This is a genomic window from Pseudomonas fluorescens HK44 (genome assembly GCF_000217955.3).
Classification (GTDB): Bacteria; Pseudomonadota; Gammaproteobacteria; order Pseudomonadales; family Pseudomonadaceae; genus Aquipseudomonas; species Aquipseudomonas fluorescens_AQ.
The window spans coordinates 391893-409711 of record NZ_AFOY02000019.1; the positions used below are offsets into that span (position 1 = coordinate 391893).

Here is a 17819-nt window from a genome sequence, read left to right on the forward strand (position 1 = left end):
TTATGGGTGATCGGCATGACTATGTGGCCCTTGAATGGGTCAAGGGCGAAATTGCCGAAACGTTGAAACAGGCGTTTATTGCCCTTGAAAGCATGGCCCTCGACAACCGGGTCGAAGAACCGCAGACGGCGCACGCGATCGAGGAGTGCCTGGCGGGGATACATCAGGTTCACGGCAGTTTGCAGATGGTCGAATTCTACGGCGCGGCGTTGCTCGCCGAAGAGATGGAGCAGCTCGCGGCGGCGTTGCAGCACAACCGCGTCAGCCACCGCGATGAAGCCATTCGCCTGCTGCAACAAGCCCTCGGCCAACTGCCGATTTACCTCGACCGCGTGCACAGCGCCCGTCGTGACTTGCCGTTGGTGGTGTTGCCGCTGATCAACGACCTGCGTAGCGCCCGTGGTGAAAGCCTGTTGTCGGAAACCAGTCTGTTCAGCCCGCAGTGGCAAGCGCTTCCCGCATTGGACGACGATACGCTGGCGATGCTTGAGCCGTCCGAGCTGCCGAATGTGCTGCGCAAATTGCGGCAAATGTTGCAGATGGGGCTGGTAGGGTTGCTTGGCGAACAGGACGACACCACCAATCTCGGCTATCTGGCGAACGTCTTTGCGCGCCTCGAAACGCTGTGTGACGGCGCGCCATTGGGGTCGCTGTGGCAAGTCGCTTCGGCGCTGGTCGAAGGCATGCTCAGCGGCAGTGTCGCCAACAGTCCGGCGCTGCGCAGCCTGTTCAAGGACGCTGACAAGGAACTCAAGCGCCTGCTCGAACACGGCATCTCGCAAATCAATCAGCCGGCACCGCCTGAGTTGCTCAAAAGCCTGCTGTTCTACATTGCCAAGGCACAACATCCCACTGCGCAGATGCAAGCCATGAAAGAGCGTTATGCCCTGGACGACGCATTGCCGGACAGTGCAATGGTCGATGAAGAACGCGCCCGTCTGGCCGGCCCGGATCGCGACGCGATGCGCTCGGTACTGGCCGCGCTCTGCGAAGAACTGGTGCGGGTCAAGGAGCGCCTCGACCTGTTCGTGCGCAGCGACCGTCAACAAGTCTCGGACCTCGATAGCCTGCTGGCGCCACTGCGGCAAATCGCCGATACCCTGGCGGTGCTCGGCTTCGGCCAACCGCGCAAGGTGATCATCGATCAACTGGCGGTGGTCCTGAGCCTGGCCCAAGGCCAGCGCGAGCCGAACGACGCGATCCTGATGGATGTCGCCGGTGCCCTGCTTTATGTCGAGGCGACCCTGGCGGGAATGGTTGGCACCGTCGAGGAAAACCGCGAAGAGAGCCGGTTGCCGACTACCGACCTGACGCAGATCCACCAGATCGTCATCAAGGAAGCGCGGATCTGCCTGCAACAGGCCAAGGACATGATCGTCGACTACATCGACAGCGATTGGGATCGTCAGGTCTTGCAGCCGCTTCCAGCCGTGCTGACTCAGGTGCGTGGCGCATTGGCGATGATTCCGTTGAGCCGCGCGGCGAGCCTGCTGGAAGCCTGCAACGGTTTCATTCGCGAGCATCTGCTGGCAGACCAGACGCGTCCCGATTGGCCGCAACTCGACAGCCTGGCCGACGCCATAACCAGCATCGAGTATTACCTGGAGCGTTTGAGCGAAGACCCCGAGGCGCCCGGTGAAAAGATCCTCGATGTCGCTGAGCAAAGCCTGGCAGCACTGGGTTACTTCCCCGGCGAGGTGCCTGTGCCGCTGCTCGAAGACGGGCTGAGCCCAAGCTTGGCGTTCGTGATGCCGGATCTGCCGGATCTGCCGGCGCTGGATAACCCGCAGATCGCCCAGTCGCTGGCAGAGGTGTTGGCCGGCCCGGCCCGTGCCGTCAATCCGCCCGCGCTGATCACGCCGGGCAGCCTGCTGCCGCCGCCGGCCGATGAAGAACCAGTGGATGCCGAGCTGCACGAAGTTTTTCTCGAGGAGACCGATGAAGTCCTGGATATCCTGCGCGAATACTTGCCGCGCTGGGTGGCCAGCCCCGAAAGCACCTCGGTCCTGAGCGAGTTGCGTCGCGCTTTCCACACCTTGAAAGGCAGCGGGCGAATGGTCCGCGCTTTGGTGTTGGGCGAATTGGCGTGGGCGCTGGAGAATCTGCTCAACCGGGTGCTGGAGCGCAGTGTCGAACCGGCTCAACCGGTTTATCAACTGCTGGATGACGTGCTGCAACTGCTTCCTGAGCTGATCGCCGAGTTCGCCGCCAACACCCAGCGTCAGCGCGAAGATGTCGACCGCCTGGCCGCCCGCGCCCATGCCCTGGCGAAGAGTGACGAAACCCTGCCGGACGCTGCGCCGCAGGATGGCGAGATGCTTGATCCGCAGTTGCTGGAGATCTTCCGCAACGAAGCTGAAAGCCACCTCCAGAGCCTCGACCGCTTTCTCGATCAGGCCGCCGAGCACGTGCCGTTGCAGGTCAGTGATGAGTTGCAGCGTGCGCTGCACACCCTCAAGGGCAGCGCGTCGATGGCGGGTGTGTTGCCGATTGCCGAACTGGCGGCACCGCTCGATCATCTGGCCCGCGAGTACAAGGCGCACCAGATTGCGCTGGACCTGGACGAAGTCGAACTGCTACTCGAAGCCGGCGACCTGTTGCGGCGTGGGCTCAAGCAAGTGAACAGTGATCCGCTGACGCCGATCATGGGCGCCGAAGACTTGATCGGGCGCACTCAGGCGCTGCTTGCCGAGCGCCTGGACGCCATCCTCAATGCACCGAATACGGGGCTGCGGATCAAGCGTGATCCGCAACTGATCAACACATTCCTGGCCCAGGGCATGGACATCCTGCTGGACGCCGAAAACCTGTTGCAGCGCTGGCAGCAACACCCCGGCGAGCGGCAGGAACTCAGCGCACTGCTGGATGAATTGACGACCCTGGGCGAGAACGCGCACCTGGCCGATTTGCATCCGGTGGATGAGCTGTGCGAAGCCTTGCTCGACCTCTATGGCGCGGTGGAAGAAAGCAGCCTGGCGGTCAACGAACGGTTCTTCCACGAGGCCCAAAGCGCTCACGAAGCGCTGATCAACATGCTCGACGAACTGGCCGCCGGTCAGGAAGTCGGCTCGCAACCGGCGCGGGTGCGGGCCCTGCGTGATTTGCTCAATGAGGGCCTTGATCCGTCGGCCATGGGGCTGATTCGCAGCGATGGCAGCCGCACGCTGAGCATTACCGAACTGGGCAGCGCTACCAGCGAGCTGGCACAGGCGCAGGCGTTGACGATTGACGATGAAATCGTTTCGATCTTTCTCGAAGAGGCGGTGGATATCCTCGAAAGTGCCGGGCAGGCCTTGCAGCGTTGGCTCAATGATCCGGAGAACGCTACGCCGCTGTCGTCGTTGCAGCGCGACTTGCACACCCTCAAGGGCGGCGCGCGGATGGCCGAGGTTGGGCCGGTCGGCGATCTGGCCCACGAACTTGAAAGCCTTTATGAAGGTCTGGTCGACGGGCGCTTCAGTCATTCGCCAGCATTGGGAAGGTTGCTGCAACAGAGCCACGACCGCCTCGCGGTGTTGCTCGAACAGTTGCAAAACCATCAGCCATTGAGCGATTCGGGTGCGCTGATCGAGGCGATCCAGCAATTTCGGCAATGCACTGGCAGCATGGCCGATGGGGTCGAAGCGGCGGCTGCGCATGATGCGGCGAGCAGCGATCCGGAACTGCTGGAGATCTTCCTCGAGGAAGGTTTCGACATCATCGACAGCTCGGGCGCGGCGCTGTCGCGCTGGCAGGCGGACCCACAGAACCGTCAGGAAATGGAAACCCTGCTGCGCGATCTGCACACCCTCAAGGGCGGCGCGCGAATGGTCGAAATCGCCCCGATTGGCGACCTGGCCCATGAGCTGGAATTTCTTTACGAAGGGTTGTCGACGGGCTTGCTGCACGCCTTACCGGCGTTGTTCGATCTGTTGCAACGCAGCCATGACCGGTTGGCGCAGATGCTCGATGCGACCCGCGCCGGTCAGCCGGTGCTGCCAGCGGATAGCCTGATCGACGCGATCAAGGCCTTCACTCACCCAACGGCTGACAAGGCCCCGACGCCGGCTCCGGTGGTTGAAGTTGCACCGGTGGCCAAGCCTGAGGCCGCCGCGCTGCAACCTGATGCTGGCGCCGATATGGTCAAGGTCTCGGCCGAGCTGCTGGACGATCTGGTCAACCTGGCCGGGGAAACCTCGATCTTCCGCGGTCGCATCGAGCAGCAAGTCAACGATGCGCAAGTCGCCCTGAGCGAGATGGAAACCACTATCGAGCGCATGCGCGATCAGTTGCGCCGGCTCGACACCGAAACCCAGGGCCGGATTCTCAGCCGGCAGCAGGTTGAGGCCGAACGTCTGGGCTACGAAGAGTTCGATCCGCTGGAAATGGATCGTCACTCGCAGTTGCAGCAGTTGTCGCGGGCGTTGTTCGAGTCGGCTTCCGACTTGCTCGACCTTAAGGAAACTCTCGAGCGCTGCAACCACGACGCAGAGAATCTGCTGCAACAGCAAGGCCGGATCAACACCGAACTGCAAGAAGGCTTGATGCGCACACGCATGGTGCCGTTCGAACGGATGCTGCCGCGCTTGAAGCGTATCGTTCGTCAGGTCTCCAGCGAGTTGGGCAAGGACGTCGAGTTCATTGTCGGGAACGCCGAAGGCGAGATGGACCGCAATGTGCTGGAACGCATGGCGGCACCGCTTGAGCACATGCTGCGCAATGCTGTCGACCACGGCCTGGAATCCGCCGAAGTCCGCCGTGCGGTCGGTAAACCCGAGCAAGGTCGAATCACCCTGGACCTGTCCCGTGAGGGTGGCGACATCATTTTCGACATCCGCGACGACGGTGCCGGCGTACCGCTGGACGCGGTGCGGCGCAAGGCGATCAAGCGCGGTTTGCTTGCTCCCGACAGTGACATGAGCGATCGCGACGTGTTGCAGTTCATTCTGCAGCCAGGGTTTTCCACTGCCGAGAAAATCACCCAGATCTCCGGGCGTGGCGTCGGCATGGATGTGGTTCACGAAGAAGTGCGGCAACTCGGTGGCTCGATGGTCATCGACTCTGTACCTGGGCAAGGCGTGCACTTTCGCATTCGGCTGCCGTTCACCGTGTCGGTCAACCGCGCGCTGATGGTGCAGTGTGCCGAGGATCAATACGCGATCCCGCTGAACACCATCGAAGGCATCGTGTGCGTGCTGCCCTTTGAGCTGGAAGGTTATTACCAGCTCGATCCGCCGTTATACGAATACGCCGGGCAACGTTATGAATTGTGCTATCTCGGTGAACTGCTGAAGACCAGCGTCCGCCCGAAACTGCTGGGCCAGAGCCTGCCGTTGCCGGTGTTGCTGGTGCAGTGCAACGAGCGACGTATCGCGGTGCAGGTCGATGCGACAACCGGCACCCGGGAAATCGTGGTGAAAAGTCTCGGCCCACAGTTCGCGGCGGTGCAGGGGTTGTCCGGCGCGACCATTCTTGGCGATGGCCGGGTGGTGCTGATTCTCGACCTGCTGACGCATATCCGCGCCATGCAGACGCAGGTGTCGCCGCAGCGGGTCATTCAGGAGTCGGCCACGGAGGCCGAGCCGCGGCGTTCGATGCTGGTCCTGGTGGTCGACGATTCGGTCACCGTGCGCAAGGTCACCAGCCGCCTGCTCGAACGCCACGGCATGAACGTGCTGACCGCCAAGGACGGCGTCGACGCCATGCTGTTGCTCGAAGAGCACATGCCTGACCTGATGCTGCTGGACATCGAAATGCCGCGCATGGATGGTTTTGAAGTGGCCATGCAGGTGCGCAACAATCCACGGTTGCAGCACCTGCCGATCATCATGATCACCTCGCGCACCGGCCAGAAACATCGCGACCGGGCGATGGCTATCGGCGTGAACGACTACCTCGGCAAGCCGTACCAGGAATCGGTGTTGCTCGACAGCATCGCCTTGTGGAGCAAAACCCATGCTTGAGCACCGCACCAGCAACCTTACCGGGCTGCTGCTGCCCTTGGCCGATCGCAACCTGATCCTGCCCAATGTCGCCGTCGCCGAGCTGATTGACTATCAGCCCGGTGCCTTTGACCTCGATTCGCCGGCCTGGTACCTGGGCCAGGTGACCTGGCGCGAGCGGCAAATCCCGCTGTTGAGTTTCGAAGCGGCCTGCGGCAACAAAACCGTGATCGGCGACCGCGCACGTATCGTCGTCCTCAACGCCCTCGGCGGGCGCCCGCACCTCAAGTTCATTGCCTTGCTGGTGCAAGGCATTCCACGCTCCTACAAGCTCGACAGCCAGTTGAGCTATGTCGACGTACCGCTGTGCTCGCTGGAACACGCCGCGGTACAGGTCGCCGAACACGTGGCGAAAGTCCCGGATCTGCTGGCGCTGGAAGAATTGTTGGTGGGGGCGGGGTTGGTTCGAGAGGGATCTCAGGCGCCTTCGGGGGCAAGCCCACTTTTCCCGAGTTGAAACACTTTACTGTGATTGACACAAATTCTATGGGAACCGGGCTTGCCCGCGAAGACGGCCGAGCAGCCGACCTAGATATCCAGACCGGACCGATCAATTGTGGCGAGGGAGCTTGCTCCCGCTCGGCCGCGCAGCGGTCGTAAACCGATTCATGGGATTTGTCTGAAAAAATGCGGTACGGGTTTTTGGGACTGCTTTGCAGTCCAGCGGGAGCAAGCTCCCTCGCCACAAGTTCTGTGCGGCTGCCAAGACGATTAATCCCCATGTAGGCGGTTCGACACCTCGAGCTGGAAGCGTCGAACCGCCTACCTAGCAGTTCTGCTAGTAGACAAGCTCAACGCGAACTACGAGTCTGGATGTCGTGCATCAAGGACCAGCAGGAGCCCAGCCAATGCCTTCGCAGAACAAGACTTTACTCTGCTGTTATCACTATGATCCGCTGGATCGTCTGATTGGCTTGAATTCGGCCAAGCCGGACACTCTTCAGCGTTTTTACTGCAAGAGCCGGTTGGCCACGGAGATTCAGGGTTTGGCGCGCTGTTCGATCGTGCAGCAGGGTGATCAGTTATTGGCACAACAGAAACGTTTGGGCGATTCACTGGAAACTGCTTTGTTGGCCACTGATCAGCAGCGTTCAGTGATGGACACAGTTGGTGGGAGTTCGCTTGCGATTGCTTATTCACCTTATGGTCATCGTCGCGCAGAAAGTGGTTTTACCAGTTTGCTGGGTTTTAATGGTGAGCGGCCGGATACGATCACGGGGCATTATTTGTTGGGTAATGGTTATCGGGCGTTTAATCCTGTGTTTATGAGGTTTAATAGTCCGGATAGTTTGAGTCCGTTTGGTGATGGTGGGTTAAATTCGTACGCCTATTGTTCGGGGGATCCTGTTAATTTTAGTGACCCAACGGGAAATATTCCGTGGCATCAATGGACTACCCGGCAAGTGACTAAAATGTCGAAAGCTACGCGTGAAGTGGGGCAGCCACTTTTTCCTGAGACGAACCACGTTTCCAAAAATCATGCGCCGTTTGATTTGCCGGACCCACCAGTCCCTAATCGACGATCATCTGCTGTAGGAGATTTACCTTCGTTTTCCGAAGCATCCTCCCCCAAACATGCAAAAGAAACCAGTGATTTTAAAACTCTACAGGAACGAGCCTTTGAAAAACTGCCCAGACAAAAACGTAGTTCAGCGCATCCGGTAGTTAAGAAGACGAAAGTTAAATTCTATGACAAAAAATATGATGAGCGTCCGCTCTTAACCGAGATGTATGTTCAGGTGGGCAATAGTTCTAATAAGTTTTCACACTATAAGGTGCATGTTTATAAGCTAGAAGTCGTTTTGGCTGAGCTCAGACGTGGACATTCTAGACATTCATCATCACCTTATTCGTTTAGATTAGATGCGAGGGTGCGGGAGTGAGGTTGCTACGATTTTGACTCTGATAGTTCTTAGATATTGTAGGAGATAGATCTTGGGCCTATCAAATTATTGAGCAAATTAGATTCATTACCCTAACCGTAATAATCCACCACTCTGCTTGATTGATACCCCCCACCCAACACTCCTAAGGTGACTCCCACGACAGCGAACCCGTGGAGTGGTCATGACAACAACAATATCCCCCGACTCGCGATGGACGCGGCGGCGCAGCGAAAAGCAACGGCGTCTGGCGTTGGTCAAGGGGCTGGCCGACGCTGTGGTGTTGCCCACCGACAAGATCGTTGCGGCGCTGGAGGCATTGATCCTGCCTGGCGACCGTGTGGTGCTGGAGGGCAACAACCAGAAGCAGGCCGATTTTCTGTCCCGCTCGCCGGTCAAGGCTGCCCCGGCGAAGCTGCATGACTTGCACATGATCGTGGCGGACAAGCCGTTCCACATCGAACCGCTGTTCACCCGCGACCCACGGCACATCAAACCTGTGCTCGTGCTCATGGCAATGATGGCGATTCGCGCAATCTACGAAAAACACAACGTTCATTCCCTGAATCACGGCATCGGTTTCAACACCGCGGCCATCGAACTGATCCTGCCGACCTACGGCGAATCCCTCGGTCTCAAAGGCAAGATCTGCCGCAACTGGACGCTCAATCCTCATCCAACCCTGATTCCGGCTATTGAAAGCGGCTGAGTCGAGAGCGTGCATTGCTTTGGCACCGAACTGGGGATGGAAACTACATCGCAGCGCGGCCTGAGGTATTCTTCACCGGCCGCGACGGCTCCTTGCGGTCCAACTTCATCGCCTTGCTGGTGCAAGGCATTCCACGCGCCTACAAGCTCGATAGCCAATTGAGCTATGTTGACGTGCCGCTGTGCTCGCTGGAACACGCCGCGGTACAGGTCGCCGAACACGTGGCAAAAGTCCCGGATTTGCTGGCGCTGGAAGAGTTGTTGGTGGGGGCGGGGTTGGTTCTGGATGATGGGTTATCTTGATAAGTCCCCAAAAGGGACCTATCGTTCCCTTTTTGGGACTTATAGGTCGTTGCCGTGCAAACACTGTCATTAAGTAATGCCTTGTTTACCGTGACTCAGCAAAGGGTGCTGGGTTTACTCTTTGGCAAACCGGATCAAAGCTTTTACGCCAATGAAATCGCTCGTTGGGCTCAGGTTGGCAAAGGCAGCTTGATGCGTGAGCTGGAGCGTTTGCAATCAGCGGGGGTACTGAGCATGACCCGTCAAGGTAATCAGACCCACTATCAGGCCAATCCCGATTGCCCGATCTATCAGGAACTGCTGGGCATCGTTCGTAAAACCTTCGGGATTGCCGATCCTTTGCGTCTCGCCCTGGCACCATTTGCCGGTCAATTGACCTGGGCATTTGTCTATGGATCCGTTGCCAAGGATCAGGCGAACGCATCCAGTGACATTGATCTCATGCTGATAGGCGAGGGGCTGCACTACAGTGACGTGATGGAACGGCTGATGCCAATGGAAGAACAACTCGGCCGTCCTCTCAATCCGACGCTCTACACCCCTGAAGACTGGGCGGCGAAACTGGCTGCCGGTAACAGCTTCGTGCAACGGGTAGCGCAACAGGAAAAGATCAACCTGATAGGTGAAAACCCTTTGGAGTCCAAGGATGGGCAGCAACGAGAGTCTTGAGAACCTTCTACGCAGCGGTGGACTGAAAGGCGAACCGCCTGATCGCAAGGAATGTGAAGGGTTAATGCGTTCAGCGACAGATCGCTTGAAGGATGCGGGAAGCGCGCAGCTCTCTTTCGCCAGCCGGTTTGACCTGGCCTACAACGCCGCCCATGCCATTGCGCTGACCGCGCTGCGTTTGCACGGCTATCGATCGGACAAACGCTATTTGGTCTTCCAATGCCTGATTCACACAGCCGGGTTGAGCAAACTTCAGGTTCGATTGTTTGCCTTGTGTCACGAGCGCCGGAATCTGGCGGAATACGAGGGGTACATGGATGAAGACGAATCGCTGCTCAAGCAATTGCTGAGCGGCACTCGAGAGATGTTGATCAGCGTCGAGCGAGCCATGGCAGGCTGACGTCAACGCAATAGAGTGTTTGCAACGCGCATCATCTTTTAGAAACATTGCGCTCTCAGGCTACAAGCCTGAGGCTTGTGCGATGTTGCAGTGATTTTTTGAGGTTGGAGACACATGTATCACGGAGAAAGATTCAACGCCTGGAGCCATTTGTTCGGGGCGGTTGCAGCGTGTGTAGGGGCGGTCTGGTTGCTGGTGATTGCCAGTCTGGATGGCAGCCCCTGGAAGATTGTCAGTGTGGCGATTTACGGGTTTACCTTGCTGGTGCTGTACAGCGTTTCGACGGTTTATCACAGCGTGCGCGGGCGGGCGAAGGTGATCATGCAGAAGGTCGATCACCTGTCGATCTACCTGCTGATCGCTGGCAGCTACACGCCATTTTGCCTGGTGACCTTGCGTGGGCCGTGGGGCTGGACGCTGTTCGGGATCGTCTGGGGGCTGGCGGTGATCGGCATGCTGCAAGAGATCAAACCGCGCTCCGAGGCACGGATTCTGTCGATCGTGATCTACGCGGTGATGGGCTGGATCGTGCTGGTGGCGGTCAAGCCGCTGCTGGCGGCGTTGGGCACCGTCGGTTTTGCCTGGCTGGCGGCGGGCGGGGTGTTTTATACCGTCGGCATCATCTTCTTCGCCCTCGACAGCCGACTGCGCCACGCCCACGGCATCTGGCACCTGTTCGTCATCGCCGGCAGTTTGCTGCACTTCGTGGCGATTCTGTTTTACGTCCTTTAAACCGAGGCGCGGCCATCGTCGGAACGCCGCCCGGAGCAGGCTCGCTCCCACAAGAACGCCGCTGTACCTGTGGGAGCGAGCCTGCTCGCGATAGGGGACTAGAAATCGCCCCACAACTGCTGTGCCACGGCCAATGCCACCACCGGCGCGGTTTCGGTGCGCAGCACTCGTGGGCCGAGGCGGGCGGAATGGAAACCGGCGCTTTGAGCCTGATCGACTTCCACGTCCGACAACCCGCCTTCCGGGCCGATCAGGAACGCCAGTGTCGAAGGTTTCGCATGGCTGACCAGCGGCTCGGCCACCGGGTGCAGCACCAGTTTCAGCTCGGCCTCGGATTGTTTGAGCCAGTCGGCCAGCAACAGGGGCGGGTGGATCAGCGGCACTCGCGAACGACCGCATTGCTCGCATGCGCTGATAGCGACCTGACGCCAGTGTTGCAAACGTTTGTCGGCGCGTTCGTCCTTGAGCCGGACTTCACAGCGGTCACTGAAAATCGGGGTGATTTCAGTCACGCCCAGTTCGGTGGCTTTCTGAATCGCCCAGTCCATCCGCTCGCCGCGAGACAAACCCTGGCCCAGATGAATCTGCAGCGGCGACTCGACTTGCCCGGCGAAGCTTTCCGTTAACGCCACGCGCACGCGCTTTTTGCCGACTTCTGCCAGCGTACCGCGAAACTCCTGACCTGAACCGTCGAACACTTGCAGCGCATCGCCCTCGGCCATGCGCAGTACGCGACTGATGTAGTGCGCCTGGGCCTCTGGCAATTCATGTTCGCCGAGGCTCAAGGGGGCGTCGATAAAGAAGCGGGACAGTCTCATTCTGGTTCTCTACTGAATCTGATGTTCGGCGTAGTAAGTTGGATCGAGTGGCGCTTTGTGGCGAGGGGGCTTGTCGGAACGCCGCAACGCCCGTTTCGGTCGCGAAGCGGCCCCCCAAATCTGCCAACCCGGTTAGTTTCAAGCACACCGAGTTGGCCGGGTTTACGACTGCTTTCGCAGCCGAACGGGGCGTTGCGGCGTTCCGACAAGCCCCCTCGCCACTGGGTTACTCAGTGTCTGTTAGCCCGGATCGCGGAAGCCTGGGTGGAAGTCCTTCGGCACCGCCACGCTGACCTTGTTGCTGGTAGCGATATCGATCCCTTCGCTGGCAACCGTGGCAAGGAAGTCGATCTGCTCGGGGGTAATCACGTAGGGCGGCAGGAAATACACCACGCTGCCCAACGGCCGCAACAGTGCACCACGTTCCAGTGCGTGCTGGAACACCTTCAGCCCACGACGTTCCTGCCAGGGATAGGCGGTTTTGCTCGCCTTGTCCTGAACCATCTCGATGGCCAGCACCATGCCGGTCTGACGCACTTCCGAAACATGCGGGTGGTCAACCAGGTGCGCGGTCGAGCTGGCCATGCGCTGGGCGAGGGCCTTGTTGTTCTCGATGACGTTGTCTTCTTCGAAGATATCCAGCGTTGCCAACGCCGCCGCACAGGCCAGCGGGTTACCGGTGTAGCTGTGGGAATGCAGGAAGGCGCGCAGGGTCGGATAGTCGTCGTAGAAAGCGCTGTAGACCTCATCCGTGGTAACGCACGCTGCCAGCGGCAGATAACCGCCGGTCAGGGCTTTGGACAGGCACAGGAAGTCCGGACGGATGCCGGCCTGTTCGCAGGCGAACATCGTCCCGGTGCGGCCGAAGCCGACGGCGATTTCATCGTGGATCAGGTGCACGCCGTAACGGTCACAGGCTTCGCGCAGCAGTTTCAGGTACACCGGGTGATACATGCGCATCCCGCCAGCGCCCTGAATCAGCGGCTCGACGATCACCGCAGCGACGGTTTCATGATTTTCGGCGAGGGTCTGTTCCATCGCGGCGAACATTGTGCGCGAGTGTTCTTCCCAGCTCATGCCTTCGGGGCGCAGGTAGCAGTCCGGGCTCGGCACCTTGATGGTGTCCAGCAGCAGTGCTTTATAGGTTTCAGTGAACAGCGGCACGTCGCCGACCGACATCGCGGCCATGGTTTCGCCGTGATAGCTGTTGGTCAGGGTGACGAAGCGCTTCTTGTTCGGCTGGCCGCGGTTGAGCCAGTAGTGAAAGCTCATTTTCAGCGCAACTTCGATGCAGGACGAACCGTTATCGGCGTAGAAACACCGCGTCAGGCCTTCCGGCGTCATCTTCACCAGGCGTTCGGACAACTCGATCACCGGCTGATGGCTGAAGCCGGCGAGGATCACGTGTTCCAGTTGATCGACCTGGTCCTTGATCCGCTGGTTGATCCGCGGGTTGGCGTGGCCAAACACGTTGACCCACCAGGAACTGACCGCGTCGAGGTAGCGTTTGCCTTCGAAGTCTTCGAGCCATACGCCTTCGCCGCGCTTGATCGGGATCAGCGGCAGCTGTTCGTGGTCTTTCATCTGGGTGCAGGGATGCCACAGGACCGCGAGATCGCGCTGCATCCACTGATTATTCAAGCCCATTTTCACTCTCCTCGAGGCGATCCGTGACGTGCGCGGACATACAATCGCGCAAGCCTATGCAATGCCAGGCGAGCGGACAACCTATTGTGGCGTTTGTACATGGAAACAGAGGTGCGCTACGTTTTTGTATTGACGTGCACTTACGCTGACAGGGCACGCTAGAGCGTCTGATGTTTGGGTCGCACGTTGGGGGTTAATCTTTCCTTAACCCACCTCTTTCAGACTCTTGATCGTATTTCTCGATATTTCAAAGCGAAATTTTCGGCTTTAAATCGATAGATAACTCGATAGTCTTGGTCGCAGTTCTTACAGGATTTGGGTAATGCAGCTACGTAACTCTTCCTCCCGCTACGGCTGGGTCAGCGTCTTTCTGCACTGGGGCGTGGCACTGGCAGTCTTCGGTCTGTTTGCTCTGGGCTTGTGGATGGTCGGTCTCGACTACTACAGCAACTGGCGCAAAGAAGCGCCGGACTTGCACAAAAGCATCGGCCTGACGCTGTTGGCGATCATGTTGCTGCGGGTGTTGTGGCGCTTTATCAGCCCGCCGCCGCCAACGCTGCAAGGCTATAGCCGTATGACGCGCCTCGGCGCCAAGCTCGGTCATTCCTTTCTCTATCTCAGCCTGTTCGCGGTGATGATTGCCGGTTACCTGATTTCCACCGCAGACGGTGTCGGGATTCCGGTGTTTGGTCTGTTTGAAATTCCTGCGCTGATTTCCGGTCTACCGGACCAGGCAGACACCGCTGGTGCGATTCATCTGTATCTGGCCTGGGCGCTGGTGATTTTTTCCGGCCTCCATGCGTTGGCAGCACTGAAGCACCACTTTATCGACCGTGATGCGACCCTGACGCGAATGCTGGGACGCAAAGCCTGATGTTCAACCTCGACTCCAAGGAATAGAAAGCATGTTGAAAAAGACTCTCGCCGCTCTGGCAATCGGTACTGCGCTGTTGTCGGCAGGGCAAGCGATGGCCGCAGAATACAAGATCGATAAAGAAGGCAATCACGCTTTCGTCGACTTCAAGATCAGCCACCTGGGCTACAGCTTCATCCACGGTACTTTCAAGGACTGGGACGGTAAGTTCAGCTTCGACGCCAAGGCTCCAGAAGCCAGCAAAATCGATGTTGTGCTGAAAACCGCCAGCGTTGATACCAACCACGCTGAACGTGACAAGCACATCCGTACCCCGGACTTCCTGGATGCAGCGAAATACCCTGAAGCCAAGTTCGTTTCCACCAGTGTCAAATCCACTGGCGAAAAAACCGCTGACGTGACCGGCGACCTGACCCTGCACGGTGTGACCAAGCCAGTCGTGTTCAAGGCAACCTTCAACGGCGAAGGCAAGGATCCGTGGGGTGGCTACCGTGCCGGCTTCAACGGCACGACTACCCTGCAGTTGAGCGAGTTCGGCATCAAAGGCCCAGGTCCTACTTCCCAGACCCTGGACCTGGACATCACGTTTGAAGGTGTTCAAGCGAAATAATTTTCGTTGCTGACACAAAAACGCCCTTGATCGCGAGATCAGGGGCGTTTTTGTTTCTGCCCTTGTAGGAGCGGCCGGGCGGCGTTCCGTTTGCCCGCGATGGGTTCACCTTGGTTTCCGTGGTGTTCCCAATGACGCTATCGCGAGCAAGCTTTGCTCCTACAGGTTTTGGTGTCGCAGGAGAAATCAGCGGTTGCGCGTCAGCAACGCCGGTTTCTCGCCACGTGGACGGCTTGGCAGTTGATCGAGCTGCTCAGGCGTCGGGAAGCGATCAGCCTTGGACTCCTTGTGCATGATCTTCGGCTGCGTGCCGCGCGGGTTCTGCACTGCGGGTTCCTGACGCGGCTGGTCGTCACGGGCAGGGCGGCGGTTGCGCGACTCCTCGCGACGAGCCTGGCCGTCACGTGGAGCACCGCTACGTGGACCACTGCGCTTGGCAGGCGGGGTGCCAGTGCTGGCGCCGCTGCTGTTACGCGGACCGTTCTGGCGACCTTGTGGCTGGCCGGTGCGTGGAGCACCTGCACCAGCAGCGCCTGGTGCCGGAGCACCCGGACGGCGGCCACGGCCTTGAGGGGCCTTTTGCTGCGGAACGTAGTCGACGCGGTTACCGAAGTTATCGATATCGTCGTCGAGGAACTCGTCCGGTGCGCGGTCAGCAGCGGCGCGGGGTGCCGGACGCTGTTGTTCGCGGGCCGGGGTGCCTTCACGCGGCTTTTGAGCCGGGCGTTCGCCACGGCCGGCAGCCGGCTTTTCCTTTCCGCCCTTGTCCTTGCCCTTGTCTTTACGACCGCCGCCACCGCCGCTGCCGTTTGGACCGTCGCCGCGCGGGCCACGTGGATTGCGCGGGTTACGCACATCCGGACGCTCGCGAACTTCTGGCTTCTCGGCTTCGACGCTGCTGGAATCAAAGCCCATCAGGTCGCCATCGGCGATTTTCTGCTTGGTCATGCGCTCGATGCTTTTCAGCAGTTTTTCTTCGTCCGGGGCAACCAGCGAGATCGCCTCGCCCGAACGACCTGCACGGCCGGTACGGCCGATACGGTGCACATAGTCTTCATCGACGTTTGGCAGCTCGAAGTTGACCACGTGTGGCAGTTGGTCGATATCCAGGCCGCGAGCAGCGATATCGGTGGCCACCAGGATACGCACTTCGCCGGCCTTGAAGTCGGCCAGGGCTTTGGTGCGAGCATTCTGGCTCTTGTTGCCGTGGATCGCGACGGCGCTCAGGCCGTGTTTGTCCAGGTACTCGGCCAGGCGGTTGGCGCCGTGCTTGGTGCGGGTGAAAACCAGAACCTGTTCCCAGGCGCCGGCAGTAATCAGGTGTGCCAGCAGCGAGCGCTTGTGGCTGGCGGCCAGACGGAACACCCGTTGCTCGATGCGCTCGACCGTGGTGTTCGGTGGCGTGACTTCGATGCGTTCCGGGTTGTGCAGCAACTTGCCGGCAAGGTCAGTGATGTCCTTGGAGAAGGTTGCCGAGAACAGCAGGTTCTGACGTTTGGCCGGCAGGCGGGCGAGGACTTTCTTCACGTCATGGACGAAGCCCATGTCGAGCATCCGGTCCGCTTCGTCCAGTACCAGGATTTCCACGTGGGACAGGTCGACGCTGCCTTGGCCAGCCAGGTCGAGCAAACGGCCCGGGCAGGCTACCAGCACGTCGACACCGCGGGACATGGCCTGAACCTGTGGGTTCATGCCAACGCCGCCGAAAATGCAGGCACTGACGAATTTCAGGTCACGGGCGTAGAGCTTGAAGCTCTCGTGGACCTGGGCGGCCAGTTCGCGAGTCGGGGTCAGGACCAGGACGCGTGGTTGGCGCGGGCCGTGACGCTGGGATTTGTCCGGGTGACCGTTGGGGAACAAGCGCTCCAGAATCGGCAAGGCGAAACCGCCGGTTTTACCCGTACCTGTCTGCGCCGCAACCATCAAGTCGCGACCTTGCAACACGGCGGGAATGGCCCGCTGTTGCACCGGGGTAGGCTGGGTGTAGCCCGCTGCCTCGATGGCGCGGACTAAAGCCTCGGAGAGACCGAGGGAAGCAAAGGACATGAGTAATCCTGTTTTAGTTAGGGCTTGGCCCAATGGGATAGTCTTGCCTGGCGCGAATGGCGTTTATGGAGAAGCGCAATCGCGCCCGGTCCTGCTGGGGCTTGAAGGCTCATCTTGGAGTGCTCGCGCGGGCCGAAAAGCTGCGCTGTAGCGGTGTCGAGATGCCTTAAACAAGACCGAGCGTCCGGGCGTAAGCCTGGCGGGAAGGCCGGAGTATAACAGAGCAATCACGGCGCGCTGCTTTCCTGCTGCTCAACGGTTTTCCCGTTGCCGGCTTGCGGCGTGACCTGCACAGCGTCAGGTACCGGGCCGGCGCCATAACGCGCACTCAATTGAGCGTAGGCCGGTTCGCGTTTGAAGCGCTTGAGCTCGGCACCGAAACGCTGCACCAACAGGTCCATGCCGGCATTGCGACGCAGGGCCAGAAACTGGCTTTGGTGACTGATGATCGTGGGGCTTTCGCTGATCTGGTCGCGCAGTTTCAAGGTGTCGAGCAGGGTTTGACCCACTCGGCGGTCGGTGATCAGCATGTCGATGCGACCACGTTGCAGCTTGCCAAAGTTGGCTTCATGGGTCGGCGCGGGCTCGCGGGTGAACAGGGGCGAGTCCCTGAAGTCCTGGCTGTACAGATAGCCGGGCGAGGTGCCGATGGTCAGGCCGCGCAGGTCTTCAAGGGTGTGGAAGGGGTGAGGGCGATCATTGGCATAGAACAGCACAAACTCGACTTCCGAGAGTGGTTCGCCGGGATAGAGCAGGGTGGAGTCGCGTTCGCTGCTGTGGAAGATATCCAGCGCGCCGTCGGCCAGCCCTTGATCAAGCATGGCCAGGCAACGCTTCCATGGCAGGAACTGCCACTGCACCTCGATCCCCAGGCGCTGGAAGACGATCGCGGTGGTTTCGTAGTCCAGTCCGAGGGCCTGGCCGTTTTCCTCATAGACGTAGGGTGTCCAGGGCTCGGTGACAATGCGCAGCTTCTCGCCCCGAGCGGAAAGGCTCAGGCAAGCAAAAAGCACGGCTGTCAGCAATTGGGCAATGACGGGCATCGCTGGAGATTACGACGAGATTTAGGCAATAGCCAGAAGCGAGTGTTGGAAGTGGGCGCTCTAGCACAAGGGATTTTGGCGTGCGATCCGAGAATCGAAAGCTCG

The 17819-nt window shown here is 59.5% G+C and carries 12 protein-coding genes and 1 pseudogene; 9 read left to right on the top strand and 4 right to left on the bottom strand.

What is annotated here, in order from left to right:
- Positions 1 to 2: 2 nt before the first annotated feature.
- From HK44_RS24350 to trhA, 7 genes and pseudogenes are all read left to right on the top strand, one after another.
- Positions 3 to 5942, top strand: a complete 5940-nt coding sequence (locus tag HK44_RS24350) for an Hpt domain-containing protein (protein WP_019694064.1) — start codon at positions 3 to 5, stop codon at positions 5940 to 5942.
- Positions 5935 to 6438: a chemotaxis protein CheW gene (locus HK44_RS24355; protein WP_019694063.1), complete on the top strand. Its 504-nt coding sequence runs from the start codon at positions 5935 to 5937 to the stop codon at positions 6436 to 6438. The genes HK44_RS24350 and HK44_RS24355 overlap by 8 nt, the downstream gene beginning before the upstream one ends.
- Before the next feature lie 391 nt (positions 6439 to 6829).
- Positions 6830 to 7864 (top strand): RHS repeat-associated core domain-containing protein, encoded by a 1035-nt coding sequence (locus tag HK44_RS24360; protein WP_080690675.1) that lies wholly within the window; start codon positions 6830 to 6832, stop codon positions 7862 to 7864.
- A 184-nt stretch (positions 7865 to 8048) separates the two neighbouring features.
- A pseudogene (locus tag HK44_RS24365) lies at positions 8049 to 8677 on the top strand (malonate decarboxylase subunit alpha); the annotation flags it as partial.
- Between the two features lie 252 nt (positions 8678 to 8929).
- Positions 8930 to 9544: a nucleotidyltransferase domain-containing protein gene (locus HK44_RS24375; protein WP_024265154.1), complete on the top strand. Its 615-nt coding sequence runs from the start codon at positions 8930 to 8932 to the stop codon at positions 9542 to 9544.
- A complete protein-coding gene (locus HK44_RS24380) occupies positions 9522 to 9944 on the top strand; it encodes a hypothetical protein (protein ID WP_019694059.1) in 423 nt (140 codons plus the stop codon). The genes HK44_RS24375 and HK44_RS24380 overlap by 23 nt, the downstream gene beginning before the upstream one ends.
- Before the next feature lie 114 nt (positions 9945 to 10058).
- Positions 10059 to 10676, top strand: coding sequence for a PAQR family membrane homeostasis protein TrhA (trhA, locus tag HK44_RS24385; protein ID WP_019694058.1), 618 nt, complete (start codon positions 10059 to 10061; stop codon positions 10674 to 10676).
- A gap of 98 nt (positions 10677 to 10774) precedes the next feature.
- Here trhA and HK44_RS24390 read toward each other — a convergent pair whose 3' ends face one another.
- On the bottom strand, positions 10775 to 11494 hold the full coding sequence (locus HK44_RS24390; RefSeq protein ID WP_019694057.1) for a 16S rRNA (uracil(1498)-N(3))-methyltransferase: 720 nt from the start codon (positions 11492 to 11494) through the stop codon (positions 10775 to 10777).
- A 240-nt stretch (positions 11495 to 11734) separates the two neighbouring features.
- On the bottom strand, positions 11735 to 13141 hold the full coding sequence (locus HK44_RS24395) for an adenosylmethionine--8-amino-7-oxononanoate transaminase (protein ID WP_019694056.1): 1407 nt from the start codon (positions 13139 to 13141) through the stop codon (positions 11735 to 11737).
- A 322-nt stretch (positions 13142 to 13463) separates the two neighbouring features.
- On the opposite strand from HK44_RS24395, the gene HK44_RS24400 reads away from it, so the two are divergent.
- Both HK44_RS24400 and HK44_RS24405 read left to right on the top strand, forming a co-directional pair.
- Positions 13464 to 14015: a cytochrome b gene (locus HK44_RS24400; protein WP_019694055.1), complete on the top strand. Its 552-nt coding sequence runs from the start codon at positions 13464 to 13466 to the stop codon at positions 14013 to 14015.
- Positions 14016 to 14046: 31 nt separating this feature from the next.
- The gene (locus HK44_RS24405; protein ID WP_019694054.1) at positions 14047 to 14625 is read left to right on the top strand and encodes a YceI family protein; all 579 of its coding nucleotides are present in this window, start codon (positions 14047 to 14049) and stop codon (positions 14623 to 14625) included.
- A 186-nt stretch (positions 14626 to 14811) separates the two neighbouring features.
- Here the strand turns inward: HK44_RS24405 and HK44_RS24410 are convergent, their stop codons facing one another.
- Both HK44_RS24410 and HK44_RS24415 read right to left on the bottom strand, forming a co-directional pair.
- Positions 14812 to 16671, bottom strand: a complete 1860-nt coding sequence (locus HK44_RS24410; protein ID WP_019694053.1) for a DEAD/DEAH box helicase — start codon at positions 16669 to 16671, stop codon at positions 14812 to 14814.
- A gap of 227 nt (positions 16672 to 16898) precedes the next feature.
- Positions 16899 to 17714, bottom strand: a complete 816-nt coding sequence (locus HK44_RS24415) for a substrate-binding periplasmic protein (protein ID WP_019694052.1) — start codon at positions 17712 to 17714, stop codon at positions 16899 to 16901.
- Between the last annotated feature and the right edge of the window lie 105 nt (positions 17715 to 17819).

What these genes read in the sequence shown, in the direction of transcription:
- HK44_RS24350 (WP_019694064.1), top strand. Translation starts at nt 3, where the DNA reads ATGGGTGATCGGCATGACTATGTGGCCCTTGAATGGGTCAAGGGCGAA.
- HK44_RS24355 (WP_019694063.1), top strand. Translation starts at nt 5,935, where the DNA reads ATGCTTGAGCACCGCACCAGCAACCTTACCGGGCTGCTGCTGCCCTTG.
- HK44_RS24360 (WP_080690675.1), top strand. Translation starts at nt 6,830, where the DNA reads ATGCCTTCGCAGAACAAGACTTTACTCTGCTGTTATCACTATGATCCG.
- HK44_RS24380 (WP_019694059.1), top strand. Translation starts at nt 9,522, where the DNA reads ATGGGCAGCAACGAGAGTCTTGAGAACCTTCTACGCAGCGGTGGACTG.
- trhA (WP_019694058.1), top strand. Translation starts at nt 10,059, where the DNA reads ATGTATCACGGAGAAAGATTCAACGCCTGGAGCCATTTGTTCGGGGCG.
- HK44_RS24390 (WP_019694057.1), bottom strand. Translation starts at nt 11,494, where the DNA reads ATGAGACTGTCCCGCTTCTTTATCGACGCCCCCTTGAGCCTCGGCGAA.
- HK44_RS24395 (WP_019694056.1), bottom strand. Translation starts at nt 13,141, where the DNA reads ATGGGCTTGAATAATCAGTGGATGCAGCGCGATCTCGCGGTCCTGTGG.
- HK44_RS24400 (WP_019694055.1), top strand. Translation starts at nt 13,464, where the DNA reads ATGCAGCTACGTAACTCTTCCTCCCGCTACGGCTGGGTCAGCGTCTTT.
- HK44_RS24405 (WP_019694054.1), top strand. Translation starts at nt 14,047, where the DNA reads ATGTTGAAAAAGACTCTCGCCGCTCTGGCAATCGGTACTGCGCTGTTG.
- HK44_RS24410 (WP_019694053.1), bottom strand. Translation starts at nt 16,671, where the DNA reads ATGTCCTTTGCTTCCCTCGGTCTCTCCGAGGCTTTAGTCCGCGCCATC.
- HK44_RS24415 (WP_019694052.1), bottom strand. Translation starts at nt 17,714, where the DNA reads ATGCCCGTCATTGCCCAATTGCTGACAGCCGTGCTTTTTGCTTGCCTG.